Origin of the sequence: Paenibacillus sp. FSL R10-2778 (genome assembly GCF_038593035.1) — a bacterium.
Classification (GTDB): Bacteria; Bacillota; Bacilli; order Paenibacillales; family Paenibacillaceae; genus Paenibacillus_AQ; species Paenibacillus_AQ odorifer.
The window spans coordinates 5,266,210-5,284,599 of sequence record NZ_CP151956.1 but is presented as its reverse complement, the minus strand read 5'-3'; the positions used below and the strand labels follow the sequence as shown (position 1 = coordinate 5,284,599).

The window sequence follows — 18,390 nt, the reverse complement described above, 5'->3', positions numbered from 1 at the left end:
TTGAAATGATATATGTATGTACTAATAATATGTTTAACCCTTCTAAAATAGCATACAAACAAAAAAACGGAAGTGATCCTTATAAGATAAGGACCTCATCCGCTCCAAAAGAGTACTGCAATTTATAGTGGAAGACCCATTTGAAAGATCGTCCAATAACTAAATCCGGTGAAAGTCAGAATCATGTATGCCCAGAAGAGAAGAACATAAGTTTTTTCAGTAAATTTCATATAGCCAAGTATTACGAAAAATGCAGTTTGTAAAAAGAAAAGCAAGGCCATTTCTGTTAGACCTCCGGCGAAAGCCATCAATCCAATAGCTAATGTGAAAAAACCTAATACCCGAAACATGCGGTCCAAGAGAGAGTCCCCCTTCCAGTATGTATCTCACGAATATTCCTTCGATTTATTATACCCTCAACATAATTATGTGTAAACGAATTCATTGAAAAAAATGCACTAATCTTCAAAAAATGTGATTTTTATAATTGACCTGAGTGATTAGTGCTTTAAAAAAGAGAATTTATAGTTTTATGCGTATGATGTACGCAGATAATGGAAATACAAATTAGTATCAAATAGATTCTATGAACTCTATGAGAAGCATAGAAATGGAGTAAGCAGCTTTTATCCCTATTCACTACCCGGCAGAACTGCCGGTTATGGAGATGGTTATTTCATGACGTTGTTAGGAGGTTTGGCTTTATGACAGCCGTTAGACAGGACGCTTGGAGTGCAGAAGATGATCTAATATTGGCAGAAGTAACTTTGCGACACATTCGGGAGGGCAGCACACAGCTTGCCGCTTTTGAAGAGGTGGGTGAAAAAATCGGCAGAACTTCGGCCGCTTGCGGATTCCGCTGGAACAGTTGTGTTCGGAAAAGTTATGAAGGTGCAATCGGTATTGCTAAAGGGCAACGTCAAAAGCGTAGCTACCTGAAAAAGCAGCCGTCAGTAAGAGGAGCGCAAGTAGCTGGTCTCATTCTGGGTGATGTCGATGAGGAATTTGGGCGCGGTGAGGGATTAAGTGAAAACACATTATCCATTGATGCGGTCATTCGTTTCTTAAGACAATGGAAGGGTACGATCCAGGAAGCAGGACGTCAGCTGAAAATGCTGGAAAGAGACCTGCGCGAGAAGGAAGATGAATTAACAGAATTACGATCTGAGAATGAACGGTTGTCTAAAGAGGTTAATCTTGCTCAAAGCGACTACCGGGTAGTCAACGATGATTACAAAGCTTTAATTCAGATTATGGATCGTGCTCGCAGGCTTGCTTTCTTAAATGAAGAAGAAGAAGAAATGAAGACTCGTTTCAAAATGGATGGTAACGGAAATTTAGAACGCATTGAATAAACGATAGGTTAACTAACAATCCCGCAAGTGGTCTGCTTTTTAAGCACCACTTGCGGGGTTTTTGGTATACTTAGAAAAATTGTGCTTAAGATCAGCAGGAGGGTTATATGAAAATTGATATAATTGGTGCAGGTTCACTCGGGCTGCTGCTGGCAGGGAGACTGATCCAAGCCGGGAATGATGTGAGGCTATGGTGCCGAGGGATAGAACAATGCCAACGATTAGGGCGTGATGGCTTAACGGTTACCTACGAGGATGAACGCGAGCCGATAACAATTTCGGAAGATCAGTTTGTATCCGCGCCAATAGGGGAGTTCGCAGGTGCTTATCTAGAAGAGCCGAGTGATTGGATCGTGGTGACGGTTAAACAGAATACTCTACATAATGATTTTCCTGAATTTCTATCCCTACTTAAGGAAGAGCAAGTACATATGATTTGTTTTCAGAATGGAACAGGACATATGGAGATGTTAGGAGGCTTGTTGCCAAACGCCAATTTATATGTAGCTGTGACTACGGAGGCTGCGAAGCGCAAATCATTAACTGAGGTCATTCATGCAGGAGCAGGGGAGGTGTGGATAGGAAAATGGAGCTTAGGGGATGGACAAGCTCATAGCATACATAATGATTTAACAGCGAATAATTTAATAGAAGTTCTCATAATGGCAGGATTCGCAGCCTTTTTGTCGAATGAAGTGGATACCATGATTTACCGGAAGCTCTTGATCAATGCCGTTATTAATCCACTCACGGCGATTTGGCGTATTCCAAATGGGGAGCTGCTGTCTTCAGAGCAACGCCTCCAATTAATGAAGGAAGTTTTTGAAGAAGTAACAATGGTGTATGATTTCTGTGAAATTACTTATGATAAGGATGCTTGGGATAACATCCTTCAGGTGTGCCGGTTAACGTCTGGCAATATTTCATCTATGCTGGCAGATGTACTTGCTTCAAGAACCACAGAAATTCGTTGGATCAATGGAAGTCTTGTAGAAATGGCAGAACGATCTGGAGTGTCGGCACCATTAAATCGCTGGCTCTGCCAATTAGTAGAAGGTATTGGGGTATGATCTCTGGGGAGAGGTGAAGCTATGGGACTGCTGATGGATTCGGTTATTACTTTAAGCGTTATTCCGATTGTGCCGTTTTTGATTGTTTTTTTCATTGGAAAAGGCTTAAAAAAAGATAAAAAGAAAACTTTTATGCTCGCAATGGACGTGACCACATTTTTTTTATTATTGTCGGTCTCCGCATTGTTTAACAACATCTTTAATTCCGGTTTTGGGTTTTACCTTATACTAATTATTGTATTAATATCCGCTGGACTGATTGGCGGAGCTCAAAATCGGATGAAAGGAAAGGTAGATGGAAAGCGGTTATTTCGGGCAGTTTGGAGACTTTCGTTCTTTTTTATGAGCGTAGGATATTTATTATTTATGTTTGTTGGGCTAATTACCTACATATCACAAGCGATGTAACGTTCCACTGCTTCGGTGAAGCGTCAACGTCACAAAAGTTTAAAGTTTTAAAAAAAAAATATTTTCTGAAAACATTGCACTAGATTTTTTTGACCACTGGTTGTATAATCATAAACCATATACCACATTCTATTTAGGGGGAACTGCTAGATGAAGAAGAGTAAAAGTCTATTGCTAATGATTGCATTAGTACTTGTTATCGGCACAGTGCTTGCTGGCTGCGGCGGAAACAATGCAAACAGCGGCAATAAAGGTAACAATGCTAACACTGGTAACACGGCAACTGGTAATGCAGCTACAGAAGAAAAATTGGCTGCTGACCAAACATTGAGAATTAACCTTAGTTCTGAGCCTCCAACATTTGACCCAGGATTGGCTCAAGATAGCCAAGCTCACACTGTCCTGACAACAATGTACGAAGGTCTGACTCGCATGAATGCTGAATCTGGTCAAGCTGAACCAGGTGTTGCTGAAAGCTGGGAAGTTTCCGCTGACGGTCTGGTATATACTTTCAAACTCCGTGATTCACAATGGAGTAATGGCGATCCTGTAACAACAGAAGACTTCGTTCGCGCTTGGAAACGCGTGCTCGATCCTGCTGCTGCATCCGCTGCACCTTACGCTTATCAATTGTACTACATCAAAAATGCTCAAAAGTTCTACAACAAGGAAATTACCGATTTCAGTCAAGTAGGTGTCAAAGCGGTTGATGAGAAAACTCTTGAAGTTACTCTTGAAGCCCCAACTCCTTACTTCCTTGGATTGCTTTCCTTCTACACTTATTACCCTGTACACAAATCCATTGAGAGTAATCCTAAATGGGCAACAAGCAAAGATACTATGATCGTTAACGGTGCTTTCACTCTTACTGAGTGGACTACAGGTCAAACACTTGTTGTAACTAAAAACGATAAATATTGGGATAAAGATTCCATTAAACTTAACAAAATCGACTTCTCCCTTGTAAACAGCGGTGCAACTGAGCTGCTCAGCTACAAGAACGGTGAATACGATCGTGCCGGTGGACCAACTGGTGAAATTCCATCAGAACAAATTCCAATCGTGCAAAAAGAACTTCCTAACGAATTCAGCCGTAAAGGTATTGCTTCCGTATACTACTACGAATTCAATATCACTGAAAAACCTTTCACAAACGCTAAAATCCGTAAGGCTCTTGCAATGTCCATTAACCGTCAAGCTTTGATTGACAATGTAGTACAAGGTGGACAATTCCCAGCCTACGGTTATGTACCTCCGGGTATCGCTGGTGCTGATGGTGAATACCGTACAGCAGTTAAAGATAGCTACTTCACTGAAGATCTAGAACAAGCTAAAACATTGCTTGCTGAAGGTCTGAAAGAAGAAGGTATGGATAAACTGCCTACATTCTCCCTGACTTACAACACAAGTGAAGGTCACAAGAAAATCGCTTTGGCGATTGCTGATATGTGGAAAAACAATCTTGGTATCGACGTACAAACCGTTAACCAAGAGTGGGCTGTATTTATTGAAAACCGTCAAAACCTGAACTACCAAGTTGCTCGTGCTGGTTGGACTGCGGATTACAATGATCCAATGACTTTCCTTGATATGTGGGTAACAGGTGGCGGTAACAATGATACTGGTTACGCTAACCCTGAGTATGACAAATTGATCAGCGAAGCTAAAACAAGCACTGACTTGGCAGTACGTCAAGAAAAGTTTGCTGCAGCTGAGAAATTGCTCATTGAGCAAGATATGGTTCTGATTCCTTTGTACTACTACACTAACAACTCCCTGACTAAAGAGTACCTTAAAGGTGTTACTCTTGACTTTAGTGGTGCAATTGACTTGACTCGCGGATACTTGCTTGAGCACTAAGATATTGCTTTAGTAATTACAACAGAATAGTTAGTTGACTGAAGTTGCAGAATACTTCGGGATATATATGTGGAATTCCATATATATCCCTTTTTTTTGTATTCCTGTCTATTTGTTAATTAATGTTATTAATAACATATATAGAAAATAGACAAAAATCCGTTTTTTTCATAAAATCATTATTATGTGTATCAAAAATTGTCGGAGGAGGTGTGATGGGGATGGTTCGTTATGTCGCAAATAAGTTTTTCTATATGTTGGTTTCTCTATTTGTATTGATTTCAGCTACCTTTTTCTTGATGAAAGCTATTCCGGGGGATCCGTTTACTTCTGAAAAGAAGGTACCGCCAGAAATTAAAGCACGTCTGATGGAACAATATGGTCTGGACAAGCCGCTCTCTCATCAGTATTTTAAGTATTTAGGTGATATTATCCAAGGTGACCTAGGTGTCTCAATGAAACGCCTAAATCAAGATGTATCACATTTGATCAGTCAAACCTTTTCAGCGTCGCTGAAGCTGGGACTCGTCGCAATCGTTGTGGCGGTTATTGTCGGAGTATTTCTCGGCATGTTGGCGGCACTCTATCACAGAAAGTTTATTGACAGCGCAGCTATGGTGCTGGCAGTTCTGGGGATTGCGGTTCCGAGCTTTGTAGTCGCGTCATTACTGCAGTATGTATTTGCTTTCAAACTGGGTTGGGTACCGGTTTCAGGTTTTAAAGGGCCAATCTATTATTTCTTACCCGTGGCCGCGCTCTCGGCACAGCCGATCGCCTTTATCGCCCGCTTGACCCGTTCAAGTATGCTTGAAGTTTTGAATGCGGATTATATCAAAACGGCTAAAGCAAAGGGATTGAGCTGGATGGCTATTCTGAGCCGCCATGTACTTCGTAACGGAATTCTACCTGTTGTTACTTATATGGGTCCAATGACAGCTAACATCGTAACTGGTTCGGTTGTTATCGAGCAGATCTTTGGTGTTGGGGGTATTGGTAAACAGTTCGTGGAAGCGATTGGTGTCCGTGACTATACCGTTATTATGGGGATAACCATTTTCTATGGTGTATTACTCATGGTTGCCCGCTTTATTACGGATATTGCTTATGTATTAATTGACCCACGTATGAAATTAAGTGGAGGAAAGGAGGGCTAAATAGTGGCTACTGAAAATAACTTGCTAAATCTAAAACCGGAAGATTTTCAAAAAGTCGGTGTAGATGAAAAAGAAGCCGAAGTTATCCAGCGTGAGAGTCTCTCTGCTTGGAAAGACTCTTGGCAACGGTTGCGTCAAAATAAAATGGCGATGACTGCGCTCGGTATCCTGGGTTTGATTGTACTTGCAGCGATTTTTGCACCTTTTATCTCGAAATATAACTATTATTCTAATGATTTGATGAGCACCAATAAGCCCCCTTCCTCCGATCACTGGTTTGGAACGGATGATCTTGGTCGTGATATCTTTGTGCGTACTTGGTACGGTGCACGGATTTCCTTGATCGTTGGTCTTGCTGCGGCAGCCATCGACTTGTTCATCGGTGTTATCTACGGAGGCATTATGGGCTTCTTCGGCGGCCGTGTAGATAATATTATGAATAAATTCTCTGAAATTTTGTATTCTATTCCTTATTTGCTGGTTGTAATCTTGCTCTTGGTCGTTCTTGAGCCAAGTCTTGGAACAATCATCCTAGCTCTAACCATTACAGGCTGGATTACGATGTCGTGGATTGTGCGTGGAGAAATTATGCAGCTCAAGAATCGTGAATTCGTATTGGCGTCCCGTTCCATGGGTGCTGGTTCTGCGAGACTGTTGTTCAAGCACCTTCTGCCGAATGCGGTTGGTCCGATTATCGTAACCATTACACTGTCTGTACCAAATGCTATCTTTGCTGAGGCCTTCCTAAGCTTCTTGGGTCTTGGTGTACAAGCTCCTGTTGCTTCACTTGGATCGATGATCAATGACTCACTCACCGGCTGGTTGTACTATCCATGGCGCTTCTTGTTCCCTGCGATCCTAATCAGCTTAACAATGCTTTCTTTCAACATTTTCGGTGATGGTCTTCGTGACGCGCTTGATCCTAAGCTGAAGAAATAGGAGGAATATGGATGGAACCTATTTTACAAGTCAAAGATTTGCATATTTCCTTTTTTGTTAAGGGCGGAGAAGTACAAGCTGTCCGTGGTATGAATTTTGAAATTGGCAAAGGCGAAACGGTTGCCATCGTCGGCGAGTCCGGCAGCGGTAAGAGTGTAACTGCTCAATCGATTATGCGTTTGATCCCTTCCCCACCTTCTAAAGTGAAAAAGGGAGAGATTATTTTTCAAGGACAGAATCTGCTAGACAAAAGCATGAAAGAAATGGAATCTATTCGCGGTAAAGATATTGGCATGATTTTTCAAGACCCGATGACTTCTCTGAACCCAACCATCAAAGTGGGCAAACAGATCACTGAAGTTTTGATTAAACATCAGAAAATGTCAGCGGCCGAAGCGAAAAAGCAAGGTATGGAGATGTTGAAATTAGTAGGCATTAAAAATGCGGAGGCTCGCTTTAACCAATATCCCCACGAATTCTCAGGCGGTATGCGCCAGCGTGTAATGATCGCAATCGCGTTAGCTTGCCGTCCGGCTTTGCTGATAGCAGATGAGCCTACAACAGCTCTAGATGTAACCATTCAGGCGCAGATCATGGAAGTTATGAGAGAGATGCAGCAAAAACTAGGTACCTCCATTATTCTGATTACACATGATCTGGGCGTAGTTGCTGGCATGTGTGATCGGGTGATTGTAATGTATGCAGGTGAGGTTGTGGAGACCGGAACAAGATGGGAAATCTTTAAAAATCCACAACATCCATACACCAAAGGTCTGCTGCGCTCAATGCCGCGTCTGGACCAAAAGAAAGGCGAGCCGCTTATTCCGATCATCGGCACACCGCCAGATCTGATCAAGCCGCCGATCGGCTGTCCGTTCACTGCTCGTTGTAATGAAGCGATGCATGTGTGCGAACAAATCGATCCCGGCGCCACAGAATTCAGCGAAACGCATATGGCGCGTTGCTGGAATCTGCATTCGATGGCCAAGGAGGTGCAGTACTCTTGAGTAAGAACCTAATAGAGGTAGAAGGTCTTAAGAAATATTTTAATGTAGGTAAAGGTAAGGTTCTTAAGGCTGTTGATAATATTAACTTCACGATCCGTGAGGGCGAGACACTTGGGATGGTAGGTGAGTCCGGTTGTGGTAAGACTACTGCTGGACGTACGATTCTTCGCTTGTATGAGCCAACTGCTGGAAGTGTGAAATATAATGGTACAGACATTTATAAATTGCCTGGAAATCAAATGAAGGCTATGCGCCGTGACATGCAAATGATTTTCCAAGATCCGTACGCATCGCTTAACCCGCGGTTTACGGTTTCTGATATCATCGGCGAGGCACTGGACATTCACGGAATGGCTGGCAGCCGTGCAGAACGTAAGAAACGGATTGAAGAACTGCTGGATATGGTTGGTCTTAACCATGACCATGCAACCCGTTATCCGCATGAATTCTCCGGTGGACAACGTCAACGTATCGGGATTGCCCGTTCGTTAGCGGTTAATCCTAAGTTCATCGTTTGTGATGAGCCGATTTCCGCACTTGACGTATCCATTCAAGCTCAGGTCGTTAACTTGCTTAAAGAATTGCAAGATCGTCTTGGATTGACTTATCTTTTCATCGCGCATGATCTGTCCATGGTTAAACATATCAGTGATCGCGTAGCAGTTATGTACTTGGGTAAAATGGTTGAGTTGGCGGAAAGTGAAGAGCTGTATGCAAATCCTATCCACCCTTATACTAAATCCCTATTGTCGGCTATTCCAGTTCCGGACCCGGAAATTGAAGTCAACAAAAAACGTATTCACTTGCATGATGAGCTTGGCAGCCCTATTTATTCTGCTAACGATAAGACCAATGACAGTGACTTTGAATTAGTAGAAGTATCTAAAGGCCACTTTGTCAGCAAAAAATTCGCATAATTTATACTTAGGTTTTCAAAGGCGGGAGCATTATGCTCTCGCCTCTTGTATGTATTTAGGATATTATTTAATGAATTTATAGTATAATTGAACAGTTGGCTGTACCTGTGTTGCTGATATCAAGACATGTTTTACTTTGACGCGGCTCCTGACTTTGGATACAATCATAGAGAGTTTTTACGAACTTGGATTTACATATAACTGCTTAGTAGAACTGGAGGCACTAGCAAATGAATATTGTAACGGAACCGCTCAAGGGTGGATCTGCACTCTCGCGCGACTATATAGATCATTTTGAAAAGGTTAGTCATTTGTACGGTGGGGATTTCCGCAATAAAGAAAGTAGAAGTAGAAGGGCGGAGTGGCTAGACGGCAGAGAAAGCCTTCGTGCCGACCGGACTCAGATTGCTGAGTGTCTGCGTCAATATAATGAAAAGCATAACTCGCATGATGCGGTGATGGCTTCGCTGGCGCTCTTAGAGCAGCCGGGGACATTAGTGGTGACAGGTGGGCAGCAAAGCGGACTATTTACTGGACCCCTGTTAGTGGTATATAAAGCTGCAACTACTATTATGGCGGCAAAAGAAGCAGCTGAACAACTCGGCCGACCTGTAGTTCCTTTATTCTGGATTGCAGGTGAAGATCATGACTGGGATGAAGTGAATCATACGTATGTACTGAATCGTACGCAGGAGATTACTAAGATTAAGATAGAAAAGTCAGAAGAGAAACGCTCCTCAGTAAGTGATATTCGTGTAGAAGAGGAAAGCTGGCAGCAGGTAGTGGAACAGTTAGACGGTCTGCTTCAGGAAAGCGACTTTAAGCCGCAAATTATGGAATTCATTCGCACTTCTTCTTTTAGAGCAGATAGTATGACAGATGCATTTGCCAAGCTGATGGGTTCATTATTTGGTAAATTTGGTCTAATTCTGCTTGATTCTGCTGATCCCAACTTACGTAAGTTAGAACAGCCATTTTTCACTTCGCTAATTATGCAGAATGATGCACTGGAAACAGCGTATATGAATTCTGCTTCTGATATTGTGGGCGCCGGATATGAGCTTCAGGCTGATGTTACAGCTGGCAATGCCAACCTCTTTTATATTCATGAAGGTACACGGCTTCTGCTTCACAAGAAGGACGGAATCTTTACGGATCGCAAGGGTCAGGTATCCTTTTCCCGTGATGAATTACTTGAGGAGGTGCAGGCACATCCGGAACGCTTTAGCAATAATGTGCTGACACGTCCACTTATGCAGGATTATGTGTTGCCTGTTCTGGCAACGGTGCTGGGTCAAGGTGAGATTGCTTACTGGGCCATTCCGCGTCGTGCGTTTGAGACCATTGGGGGAGAAATGCCGTTAATTATCCCTAGAATGTCTTTTACTGTCGTAGAAGGTACGCTGCACAAGCATATGGATAAATATCAACTTAGCTTTGAGGATGTAAGACAAGGACTGGATCATAAAAGACATGAATGGCTGGCCGCACAGGATGAGCTGGGGATTGAACGTCGTTTTGAAGAAACCAAGACCTCATTCGCCGCCATGTACGAACCGCTGATTGAGCAGCTTGGAACGGTTCAGGCCGGTCTGCTTAAGCTGGGGAATAACAATAAAGAGAAGATTCTAGATCAAATTACTTTTTTACAGGCGAAAGCCCAAGATGCAATTGCAAAACAGAACGAAGCTGCAATCCGGCAATGGGAGCGAATCGAGCTGTCGTTAATGCCACTGGGTAAACTGCAGGAAAGAGTTTACAATATCATGTATTACTTGAACCGGTACGGGCTTGCTTGGCTGGATGAGTTAATGACGGTTGAACCGGATTACAGTGGAACACATCGCATCATTTATATGTAATGGAAGTATCGCTTCATAAAACTAAGCTTTTGCTTACGAAGTGAGTTTTGTACGAAGCAGATCACTGGAGTAATTTCCCACAAAACTTATAGGAGGTTTCATAATGAGTTCATCTAAACAAAATAGTATCGTGGCTGATATGTCACTCGCACCGGAAGGGCATTTGAAAATCGACTGGGTTCGCCAGCATATGCCGGTACTGAACCGTATTCGTGAGCAGTTTGAAGCAGAACAGCCATTTAAAGGTCTGAAAGTATCGATCACATTGCATTTGGAAGCTAAAACCGCTTATTTGGCGAAGGTTGTCAAAGCTGGTGGTGCAGATGTAACCATTACAGGTTCGAATCCACTATCTACACAGGATGATGTATGTGCAGCGCTTGTGGAGGATGGAATCACAGTATTTGCTAAATACAATCCGTCTCCTGAAGAATTTAAAGCCCTTAATATCAAAGCACTGGAGAGCAAACCGGACTTGATTATTGATGACGGTGGGGATTTTGCTACATTGCTGCATTCGGAGCGTCCTGATCTGATGGAGAATATTCGCGGGGGTGCTGAAGAAACAACTACCGGGATTATTCGTTTAAAAGCTCTGCAAAAGCAAGGCGTATTGAAGTTCCCAATGGTCGCGGTTAATGATGCCTACTGCAAATATTTGTTTGATAACCGTTATGGCACTGGCCAATCGGCATGGGATGGAATTATTCGCACAACCAACCTTATCGTAGCGGGCAAAACAGTAGTTGTTGTCGGTTACGGCTGGTGTGGTAAAGGTGTTGCCATGCGCGCCAAAGGACTTGGAGCAAAAGTGGTTGTCACAGAAGTTGATGCGATTAAAGCCGTTGAAGCACATATGGACGGTTTTGAAGTAATGCCAATGCTGGAAGCAGCTAAGGTTGGTGATTTCTTCGTTACAGTAACTGGTAACCGTTATGTAATTCGCGGTGAACATTATGATGTGATGAAGGATGGAGCAATCATGTGCAACGCGGGCCATTTCGACGTTGAAGTGAATAAGCCTGAGCTGTCGGAAAGATCCGTATCCCAACGTACCGTTCGCAAAAATATCGAAGAGTACCAGCTTCGTGACGGACGTAAATTATATCTGCTTGCTGAAGGCAGACTTGTAAATCTGGGTGCTGCTGATGGTCACCCTGCTGAAATTATGGATACAACCTTTGCACTCCAGGCACTGTCGCTGAAATATGTAAATGATAATTATAAGAGCATTGGCGTAAAAGTTGAAAATGTTCCTTATGAGCTGGATGAGCAAGTAGCACGTTATAAGCTGGAAAGTCTGGGCATTAACATCGATAGCCTCACTCCGGCACAAGTCGATTATTTGGACAGCTGGAATTTGAACGATTAATAACTGAACGCATAACAATAAAGTGTATTAACCAGTGTACCTTGAACTGAAGCAACTTTTTTAACAAAGCCATGCAACGGACAAGATTCCGATTGTATGGCTTTTTTCTGTGGAGAAATGTTTTTCGGGAAACGAGCTATCTGATTTAGGAAAAATTTCCTTGGCCAGAAAAAGGTTTTTGATTTTTAATGGCGAATCTATTATGCTTAAGTGGTGAAAAGTGGGGTAAAGTGGGGATTCGGGGATTAGGGGTGGGAAAAAGGATGTTCATGGGAGAGTATCAACACAGCATTGACGACAAAGGCCGAATCATTATTCCGGCTAAACTCCGTGAATTGCTCGGAACCTCCTTCGTGACGACCCGCGGCCTAGACTCCTGCCTGTTTGTTTATCCCATGGAAGAATGGGCAATCATGGAACAAAAGCTTAAAAGCCTTTCGCTGATGAAATCAGATGCCCGCGCATTTAGCCGCTTTTTTTTCTCAGGTGCAACTGAATGTGTTTGGGATAAGCAGGGAAGGGTAAATCTGCCGGCCAATTTACGGCAGTATGCCAAACTGGACAAAGACTGTGTCATTCTGGGCGTTTCGAACCGGGTGGAAATCTGGAACAAAGAGCTTTGGGAACAGTACTTCGAACAGTCCGAGGAATCGTTCAACGAAATCGCTGAGAAATTGGTGGATTTCAATTTTGATCTATAAAACACAATAACGAATACTGTCCTGGAGGGATGCAGCTTGTTTCACCACATCACGGTGCTTAAGGAAGAAGCGACAGAAGGGCTGCACATCAAAAAAGACGGAATCTATGTAGATTGCACTCTCGGTGGAGCGGGTCACAGCTCACTTATCGCTTCCAAGCTTAGCGGCGAAGGCCGTTTAATCTGTTTGGATCAAGATGATTGGGCTTTGGAGAACGCCAAAGAAAGATTAGCGGAATACGGAGACAAGGTTGTGACTATTAAGACTAACTTCCGTGATCTGGAGAGTGTACTTAAGGATGTGCCCTTTGTGCCACAAACAGATGGTATTCCCCAAGTAGATGGATTGCTCTTTGATCTTGGCGTATCCTCTCCCCAGTTTGACGAAGGGGAACGAGGCTTTAGTTACAATCATGATGCTCCGCTGGACATGCGCATGGATCAGTCAGCACTTTTGACGGCTGCTGAAATTGTGAATACATGGTCCGAGCAGGAGATTGCCCGTGTTCTTTTCCAATATGGAGAAGAGAAATTCTCGCGGAGAATCGCTAGAAAAATTGTAGACAGAAGAGAAGAAGCTCCTATTGAGACAACAGGAGAATTAGCAGAACTGATCAAGGAAGGTATCCCGGCAGCTGCTCGAAGAACAGGAGGGCATCCCGCTAAACGTAGCTTTCAAGGATTAAGGATTGCTGTGAATGACGAATTGGGTGCTTTTGAAGAAGGGCTACATAGTGCAGTACGTTGCCTTGCACCAGGAGGCAGAGTATCCGTCATCACCTTTCATTCGCTCGAAGACCGAATTTGCAAGCAAATTTTTAGCAGCTATTTAAGCAGATGTACATGCCCGCCTGACTTTCCGTTTTGCGTATGCGGCGCGAAAGGCACGCTTAAGTTAATCAATCGTAAACCGCTTGTGCCTTCTGAAGAAGAGCTTGAGCTTAATACCCGAGCCCGCTCAGCTAAGCTGCGCATTGCAGAAAAATTGTAATTGACGATAAAGGAGAGTCAGAGATGGCCTATACCCGCGGCAATTTAGCAGTTCAGCCCAAAAGAAAAGAAGAGGTAAACCCCCTTTACCGCGAGAAGACAAAAGTAGTTACCAGACGAAGAGTACTTCCGCTGCAAGAGAAACTTTTGTATATGCTGACGCTAGGAGTATGCGTTCTGGTGGCGATCACCCTGATTTCACGTTACGTCCAAATTTATGATTTGAACTTGCAGGCTCAGAAATTAGATCAGGATATTGCAACAGCCAAGAAGCAGATTTCTACGTATCAGATGGAAAAGCAGAATCTAGAGCAGAAAGTCGCCCAAAAAGCACGGGATCTTGGTTATGTGTCCCCGGATGAGAATGCAACAATCTATATTCCGGCAAGCTCGGCAACGACTCCAGGTGATAATTAGTGAGCGATTGGCAAGATCGCAATAAAAAAAGTTGTGAGGTTCGCTTATGCTGAAAAGAATAAAACTTCGCACGCTGTTTATAGGAGGGTGTATTACCCTCTTTTTTCTTGTTTTGATCGTTAGAGTGTTCTGGATTCAAGTTATGCAAGGTGAGGAATGGCAGGAAAAGGCCGCCACACTTTGGGCGCATACCTCAACTATCAAAGCGGAGCGAGGTACGATTTCTGACCGTAACGGGAGTGTGCTCGCTAGCGATGTCCCTGCTTATACCGTGGTGGTGAATCCTGAAGTGATTCAACAACAAGGCATCGGGGAAGAGGTCATCACAGGATTACACGAATTGCTCGGCAAACCAGAGGATGAGCTGCGTAAGCTGGTTGAAGCCAAGGACGAAAAGACGGGTGCTTACCTCAAGAACCGGGAAATTCGTAATGAAGGCTGGAAGATTGATCAGGAGCTTGCCGATAAGGTGAAAGAATTTTATGTAGCCCTAGGTAAAGAACATAAAATTCAAGAGACCGGTATTGGGCTTGTTAGAGAGCAGAAACGATATTATCCAAAAGATGAATTAGCTGCACATATCTTAGGTTATACAGATAGGGACGGCAATGCTATCATGGGACTGGAAAAATACTTTGATACGGAGCTTAAGGGTGCCGATGGCAAGCTGCTTTATCAAAGTGACGGTCAAGGGGTGAAATTGCCGGATTCACAAGATACCTATAAGCCAGTAGTAAATGGAAGTAATTTCAAGCTTACAATCGATAGTACGATCCAGCATTATATAGAAGAGGCCATGCAAAAGGCGTATGCGCAATATAAGCCAAAAAGTATGAGTGTCATTGCTGCTGATCCGAACACGATGGAGATTTTGGGATTAGCCAATATGCCTACCTATAATCCAAATGAATTTTGGAAGACCGGGGCCGATGGGGCGGGATTTTATAATCATGCTATTAAATCTAAATACGAGCCTGGTTCCACTTTCAAAATTGTAACGCTTGCCGCCGCAGTAGAAGAAAAGCTTTTTGATCCTGTTGCGACATTTTTGTCCGGGTCCATCCGGATAAAGGGATATAGTAAGGCACTGCATGATATTAATCATGCTGGATGGGGGCAAATCAGTTTTCTTGAAGGTGTGAAACGTTCTAGTAACGTTCTATTCGTTAAGCTATATGAAATGCTCGGACAGGACAAGCTATTACAGTATATCAATGATTTTGGCTTCAATGAGAAAACGGGAATCGATCTGCCAGGAGAAGTAAGCGGGGTCGTTAACCCTAACCTTGGACGTCCTATAGAAATTGCGACACTCGCATATGGACACGGTAAAGTGCTAGTAACCCCACTTCAACAGCTAGTTGCCGTATCTGCTATCGCTAATGGGGGGAAGTTGATGACTCCGTATGTAGTTAAGGAGGTCACAAACCCTAACACTGGTGAGACAAAGGTTACTCAGCCTAGTGTAGTGCGTCAGGTGATTGATGAGGAAAGCGCCAAGAAAACGGGTGAATATTTGGAGCAGGTTGTTGCTGACCAAGTAAAAGGAACAGGCCGCAACGCTTATATTGACGGCTATCGCGTGGCAGGTAAGACAGGAACGGCTATCAAGGTTGAAGGTAAGGATTATGTGAAATCCAAAGTACTTGTCTCCTTTATTGGTTATGCTCCTGTTGATGATCCAAAGATCGCTGTTATTGTCATTATTGACGAACCGAACGTTGAGGTTGGCGGCGGTAAGGCAGCTGCTCCAGTATTTAAAGAGATTGTATCCCAGTCTCTGCAATACATGGGAGTACCTAAGCTGGCGTCTGAGGCTAGTGATAGCAGCAGCAAAAAGCCGGCTAAGACTGAAACAGTCGCACTTCGGACTACACCAGATCTAACAGACAAGACGATGAAGGAAGCAAGAGAAGCGCTTTTGGATCAAGGCTTCGATTATGTAGTGGTCGGTGAAGGATCTACTGTAGAGAGTCAATATCCTGAGGCAGGTACGAAGCTTGCTACAGGGCAACGGATCTATTTATTAAGTCCGCAGGGGGCTCAGCCTACCATTCCAGATCTAAAAGGGGAATCCCTGCGTGATGCACTTGAAATTCTAACTCTACTAAAAGTAGAGATTGCGGTAGACGGTGAAGGTTACGTCTCAGAACAGATTGTAGGCACGCAAAATGGCAAGACCTTGGTCACTTTGAAAATGAAGCCTTTAAATGATTATGGCGAAGATATTCCCGTGGCCCCGCCTGCTGATGAGGGGACAGATTCCGAGAGCGGAACATAGCTTGTTCTAACCCCTGTTTGTCCCGAATAGTCATGAAGATAAGAGCTCATGTCTATTGTTGAAAGTGGGGGAGAACGGAATGAAGGTTTCCAAAGTCGTAACACGGCGGAGAATGCTGTGGACATTGCTGGGACTGGCAGTGTTATTCGGTTCGCTGGTCGTGCGTCTTGCGTATGTGCAATTATCTCAAGGGGAGGAATTGACTGCGAAGGTAGAAGATTCCTTGCGCCGCAATATTCCTTTTACCGCTAAACGTGGTGAAATTATGGATCGTGAAGGTGTGCCGCTCGTTTCTAATATCACCACACCTACAGTGTATGCAGTACCGGTGCAGGTAAAAGAGAAGCAAAAGACAGCACAGCAATTAGCTCCACTGCTTGGGATGACTGAGGAGAAGCTGATGACATTGCTGTCCAAAAAAGAAATGTCGGTGAAACTTCAGCCCGGCGGCCGCAAAATTACGATGGATCTTGCCGCGAGCATCCGTGATTTGCAGCTGCCGGGCATCGTTGTCGCTGAGGATAGCAAAAGGTATTACCCTTACGGCGATTTAGCCGCGCATATTCTAGGCTTCACAGGTATAGATAACCAGGGTATTACAGGAGTAGAGAGTATATATGACAATCTGCTCAAAGGTATAGCCGGCAATATTTCTTATTTGTCTGATGCGGGCGGAAGACTTATGCCTGGCTCATCTGAGAAATATTCTGCCCCTCAAGACGGACTTAATCTGGAGCTGACGATTGATAAACAGATCCAGTCCATTATGGAACGTGAGCTTGATCAGGCTATGGTAAAATATCAGGCGCAGGGTGCTTGGGCTATAGCTATGAATCCGAAGAATGGTGAGATACTAGCCATGGCTAGCAGACCGGGGTATGAACCAGCATCATACAAGGAATATGATGCGCAGATTTACAACCGGAATCTGCCTATCTGGATGACCTATGAACCTGGTTCAACGTTCAAAATCATCACTCTGGCTGCTGCGCTGCAGGAAGGTAAAGTAGATCTTCAGAACGATCATTTCTATGATCCGGGGTTTATCGAGGTGGCGGGCGCAAAACTGCGCTGCTGGAAAAAGGGCGGTCATGGTAGTCAAACCTTTCTACAGGTAGTTGAGAACTCCTGTAACCCTGGGTTTGTCGCCTTAGGGCAACGGCTGGGAAAAGAATCACTTTTCAAATATATTCGTGATTTTGGTTTTGGCAGCAAAACGGGAATTGATCTGAATGGGGAAGCTAATGGTATTCTGTTCAAGCTTAATCAAGTAGGTCCGGTAGAGCTTTCGACTACAGCCTTTGGTCAAGGGGTTTCGGTTACGCCTATTCAGCAGATTGCTGCGGTATCCGCGGCTATCAACGGCGGTAATCTCTATAAACCGCATGTAACAAAAGCATGGGTTAACCCGGTTACTGGAGAGACTGTATCAGAGGTGAAGCCAGAGCTTGTGCGGCAGGTCATTTCGGAGGAAACATCCAAGAAGGTGCGGGCAGCACTTGAGAGCGTGGTTGCCAAAGGCACAGGACGGCCGGCTTTTATTGACGGCTATCGTGTAGGTGGCAAGACGGGTACTGCACAGAAGGTTGTAAATGGACGTTATTCTCCAACAGAGCACATTGTTTCTTTTATTGGCTTTGCGCCGGCGGATGATCCTCAGATCGTTGTGTACACTGCCGTGGATAATCCGAAAGGGATTCAATTTGGGGGTGTGGTTGCAGCTCCAATCGTGCAAAATATTTTGGAAGACTCGCTGCACTATATGAAGATTCCGGAGCGCAGTGATCAGCTTCCCAAAACTTATAAGTATGGCGAAACTCCGATAGTGACCGTACCTGATCTTACCGGAGCAACGGTGCAGGATATCTATGAGGATTTAAATATGAATTTTAATCTTGCACGTTCAGGCACAGGAAATACGGTCATCAATCAAGCTCCTAAGGCTGGGGCCAGAGTAGAACAGGGCTCAACCATCAGGATTTATATGGGAGCATCTAGTGAATAATGATTAAGGTATAAGGTTTCAGCTCGTATCCGAAAATGTAGAGTGAGGGATTA

General features: G+C 43.9%; 16 protein-coding genes. 15 read left to right on the top strand and 1 reads right to left on the bottom strand.

The genetic code is table 11. The features are described 5' to 3' along the window. Positions 1 to 122: 122 nt before the first annotated feature. Positions 123 to 359: a DUF2626 family protein gene (locus tag NST40_RS23830; protein ID WP_036683705.1), complete on the bottom strand. Its 237-nt coding sequence runs from the start codon at positions 357 to 359 to the stop codon at positions 123 to 125. 345 nt (positions 360 to 704) lie between these two features. Here NST40_RS23830 and NST40_RS23825 point away from each other — a divergent pair, with 345 nt between their 5' ends. The 15 genes from NST40_RS23825 to NST40_RS23755 all read left to right on the top strand — a co-directional run bounded on the left by NST40_RS23825 (position 705) and on the right by NST40_RS23755 (position 18,337). Further along, positions 705 to 1,355: an RsfA family transcriptional regulator gene (locus tag NST40_RS23825; protein WP_036683702.1), complete on the top strand. Its 651-nt coding sequence runs from the start codon at positions 705 to 707 to the stop codon at positions 1,353 to 1,355. 107 nt (positions 1,356 to 1,462) lie between these two features. Continuing rightward, complete coding sequence (locus NST40_RS23820; protein WP_076276752.1) at positions 1,463 to 2,425, top strand: 2-dehydropantoate 2-reductase; 963 nt, start codon at positions 1,463 to 1,465, stop codon at positions 2,423 to 2,425. 21 nt (positions 2,426 to 2,446) lie between these two features. Continuing rightward, a complete protein-coding gene (locus NST40_RS23815) occupies positions 2,447 to 2,833 on the top strand; it encodes a DUF3397 domain-containing protein (protein WP_036683696.1) in 387 nt (128 codons plus the stop codon). Positions 2,834 to 2,983: 150 nt separating this feature from the next. Continuing rightward, positions 2,984 to 4,693, top strand: a complete 1,710-nt coding sequence (locus NST40_RS23810) for a peptide ABC transporter substrate-binding protein (RefSeq protein WP_076129042.1) — start codon at positions 2,984 to 2,986, stop codon at positions 4,691 to 4,693. 221 nt (positions 4,694 to 4,914) lie between these two features. Next, positions 4,915 to 5,847 (top strand): ABC transporter permease, encoded by a 933-nt coding sequence (locus NST40_RS23805; RefSeq protein ID WP_036683691.1) that lies wholly within the window; start codon positions 4,915 to 4,917, stop codon positions 5,845 to 5,847. A 3-nt stretch (positions 5,848 to 5,850) separates the two neighbouring features. After that, positions 5,851 to 6,786, top strand: coding sequence for an ABC transporter permease (locus NST40_RS23800; protein ID WP_036683689.1), 936 nt, complete (start codon positions 5,851 to 5,853; stop codon positions 6,784 to 6,786). Between the two features lie 11 nt (positions 6,787 to 6,797). Then, entirely contained in the window at positions 6,798 to 7,793 is a 996-nt protein-coding gene (locus NST40_RS23795; RefSeq protein ID WP_036683686.1) for an ABC transporter ATP-binding protein, read from the top strand. After that, positions 7,790 to 8,710 carry an ATP-binding cassette domain-containing protein gene (locus NST40_RS23790; RefSeq protein WP_036683682.1) on the top strand — a complete coding sequence of 307 codons (921 nt, stop codon included), beginning with the start codon at positions 7,790 to 7,792 and terminating at the stop codon, positions 8,708 to 8,710. The genes NST40_RS23795 and NST40_RS23790 overlap by 4 nt, the downstream gene beginning before the upstream one ends. Before the next feature lie 230 nt (positions 8,711 to 8,940). Beyond that, the gene (bshC, locus tag NST40_RS23785) at positions 8,941 to 10,572 is read left to right on the top strand and encodes a bacillithiol biosynthesis cysteine-adding enzyme BshC (protein WP_342410056.1); all 1,632 of its coding nucleotides are present in this window, start codon (positions 8,941 to 8,943) and stop codon (positions 10,570 to 10,572) included. Positions 10,573 to 10,672: 100 nt separating this feature from the next. Then, positions 10,673 to 11,944, top strand: coding sequence for an adenosylhomocysteinase (locus tag NST40_RS23780; RefSeq protein WP_170914265.1), 1,272 nt, complete (start codon positions 10,673 to 10,675; stop codon positions 11,942 to 11,944). 263 nt (positions 11,945 to 12,207) lie between these two features. After that, positions 12,208 to 12,645: a division/cell wall cluster transcriptional repressor MraZ gene (mraZ, locus tag NST40_RS23775; protein ID WP_036683674.1), complete on the top strand. Its 438-nt coding sequence runs from the start codon at positions 12,208 to 12,210 to the stop codon at positions 12,643 to 12,645. Positions 12,646 to 12,681: 36 nt separating this feature from the next. Beyond that, positions 12,682 to 13,635 carry a 16S rRNA (cytosine(1402)-N(4))-methyltransferase RsmH gene (rsmH, locus tag NST40_RS23770; protein WP_076217858.1) on the top strand — a complete coding sequence of 318 codons (954 nt, stop codon included), beginning with the start codon at positions 12,682 to 12,684 and terminating at the stop codon, positions 13,633 to 13,635. A gap of 23 nt (positions 13,636 to 13,658) precedes the next feature. Then, positions 13,659 to 14,051 carry a septum formation initiator family protein gene (locus tag NST40_RS23765; protein ID WP_036683668.1) on the top strand — a complete coding sequence of 131 codons (393 nt, stop codon included), beginning with the start codon at positions 13,659 to 13,661 and terminating at the stop codon, positions 14,049 to 14,051. 46 nt (positions 14,052 to 14,097) lie between these two features. After that, positions 14,098 to 16,332 (top strand): penicillin-binding transpeptidase domain-containing protein, encoded by a 2,235-nt coding sequence (locus tag NST40_RS23760; protein WP_076217859.1) that lies wholly within the window; start codon positions 14,098 to 14,100, stop codon positions 16,330 to 16,332. 79 nt (positions 16,333 to 16,411) lie between these two features. After that, positions 16,412 to 18,337, top strand: a complete 1,926-nt coding sequence (locus NST40_RS23755) for a stage V sporulation protein D (protein ID WP_076136530.1) — start codon at positions 16,412 to 16,414, stop codon at positions 18,335 to 18,337. Positions 18,338 to 18,390: the final 53 nt, after the last annotated feature.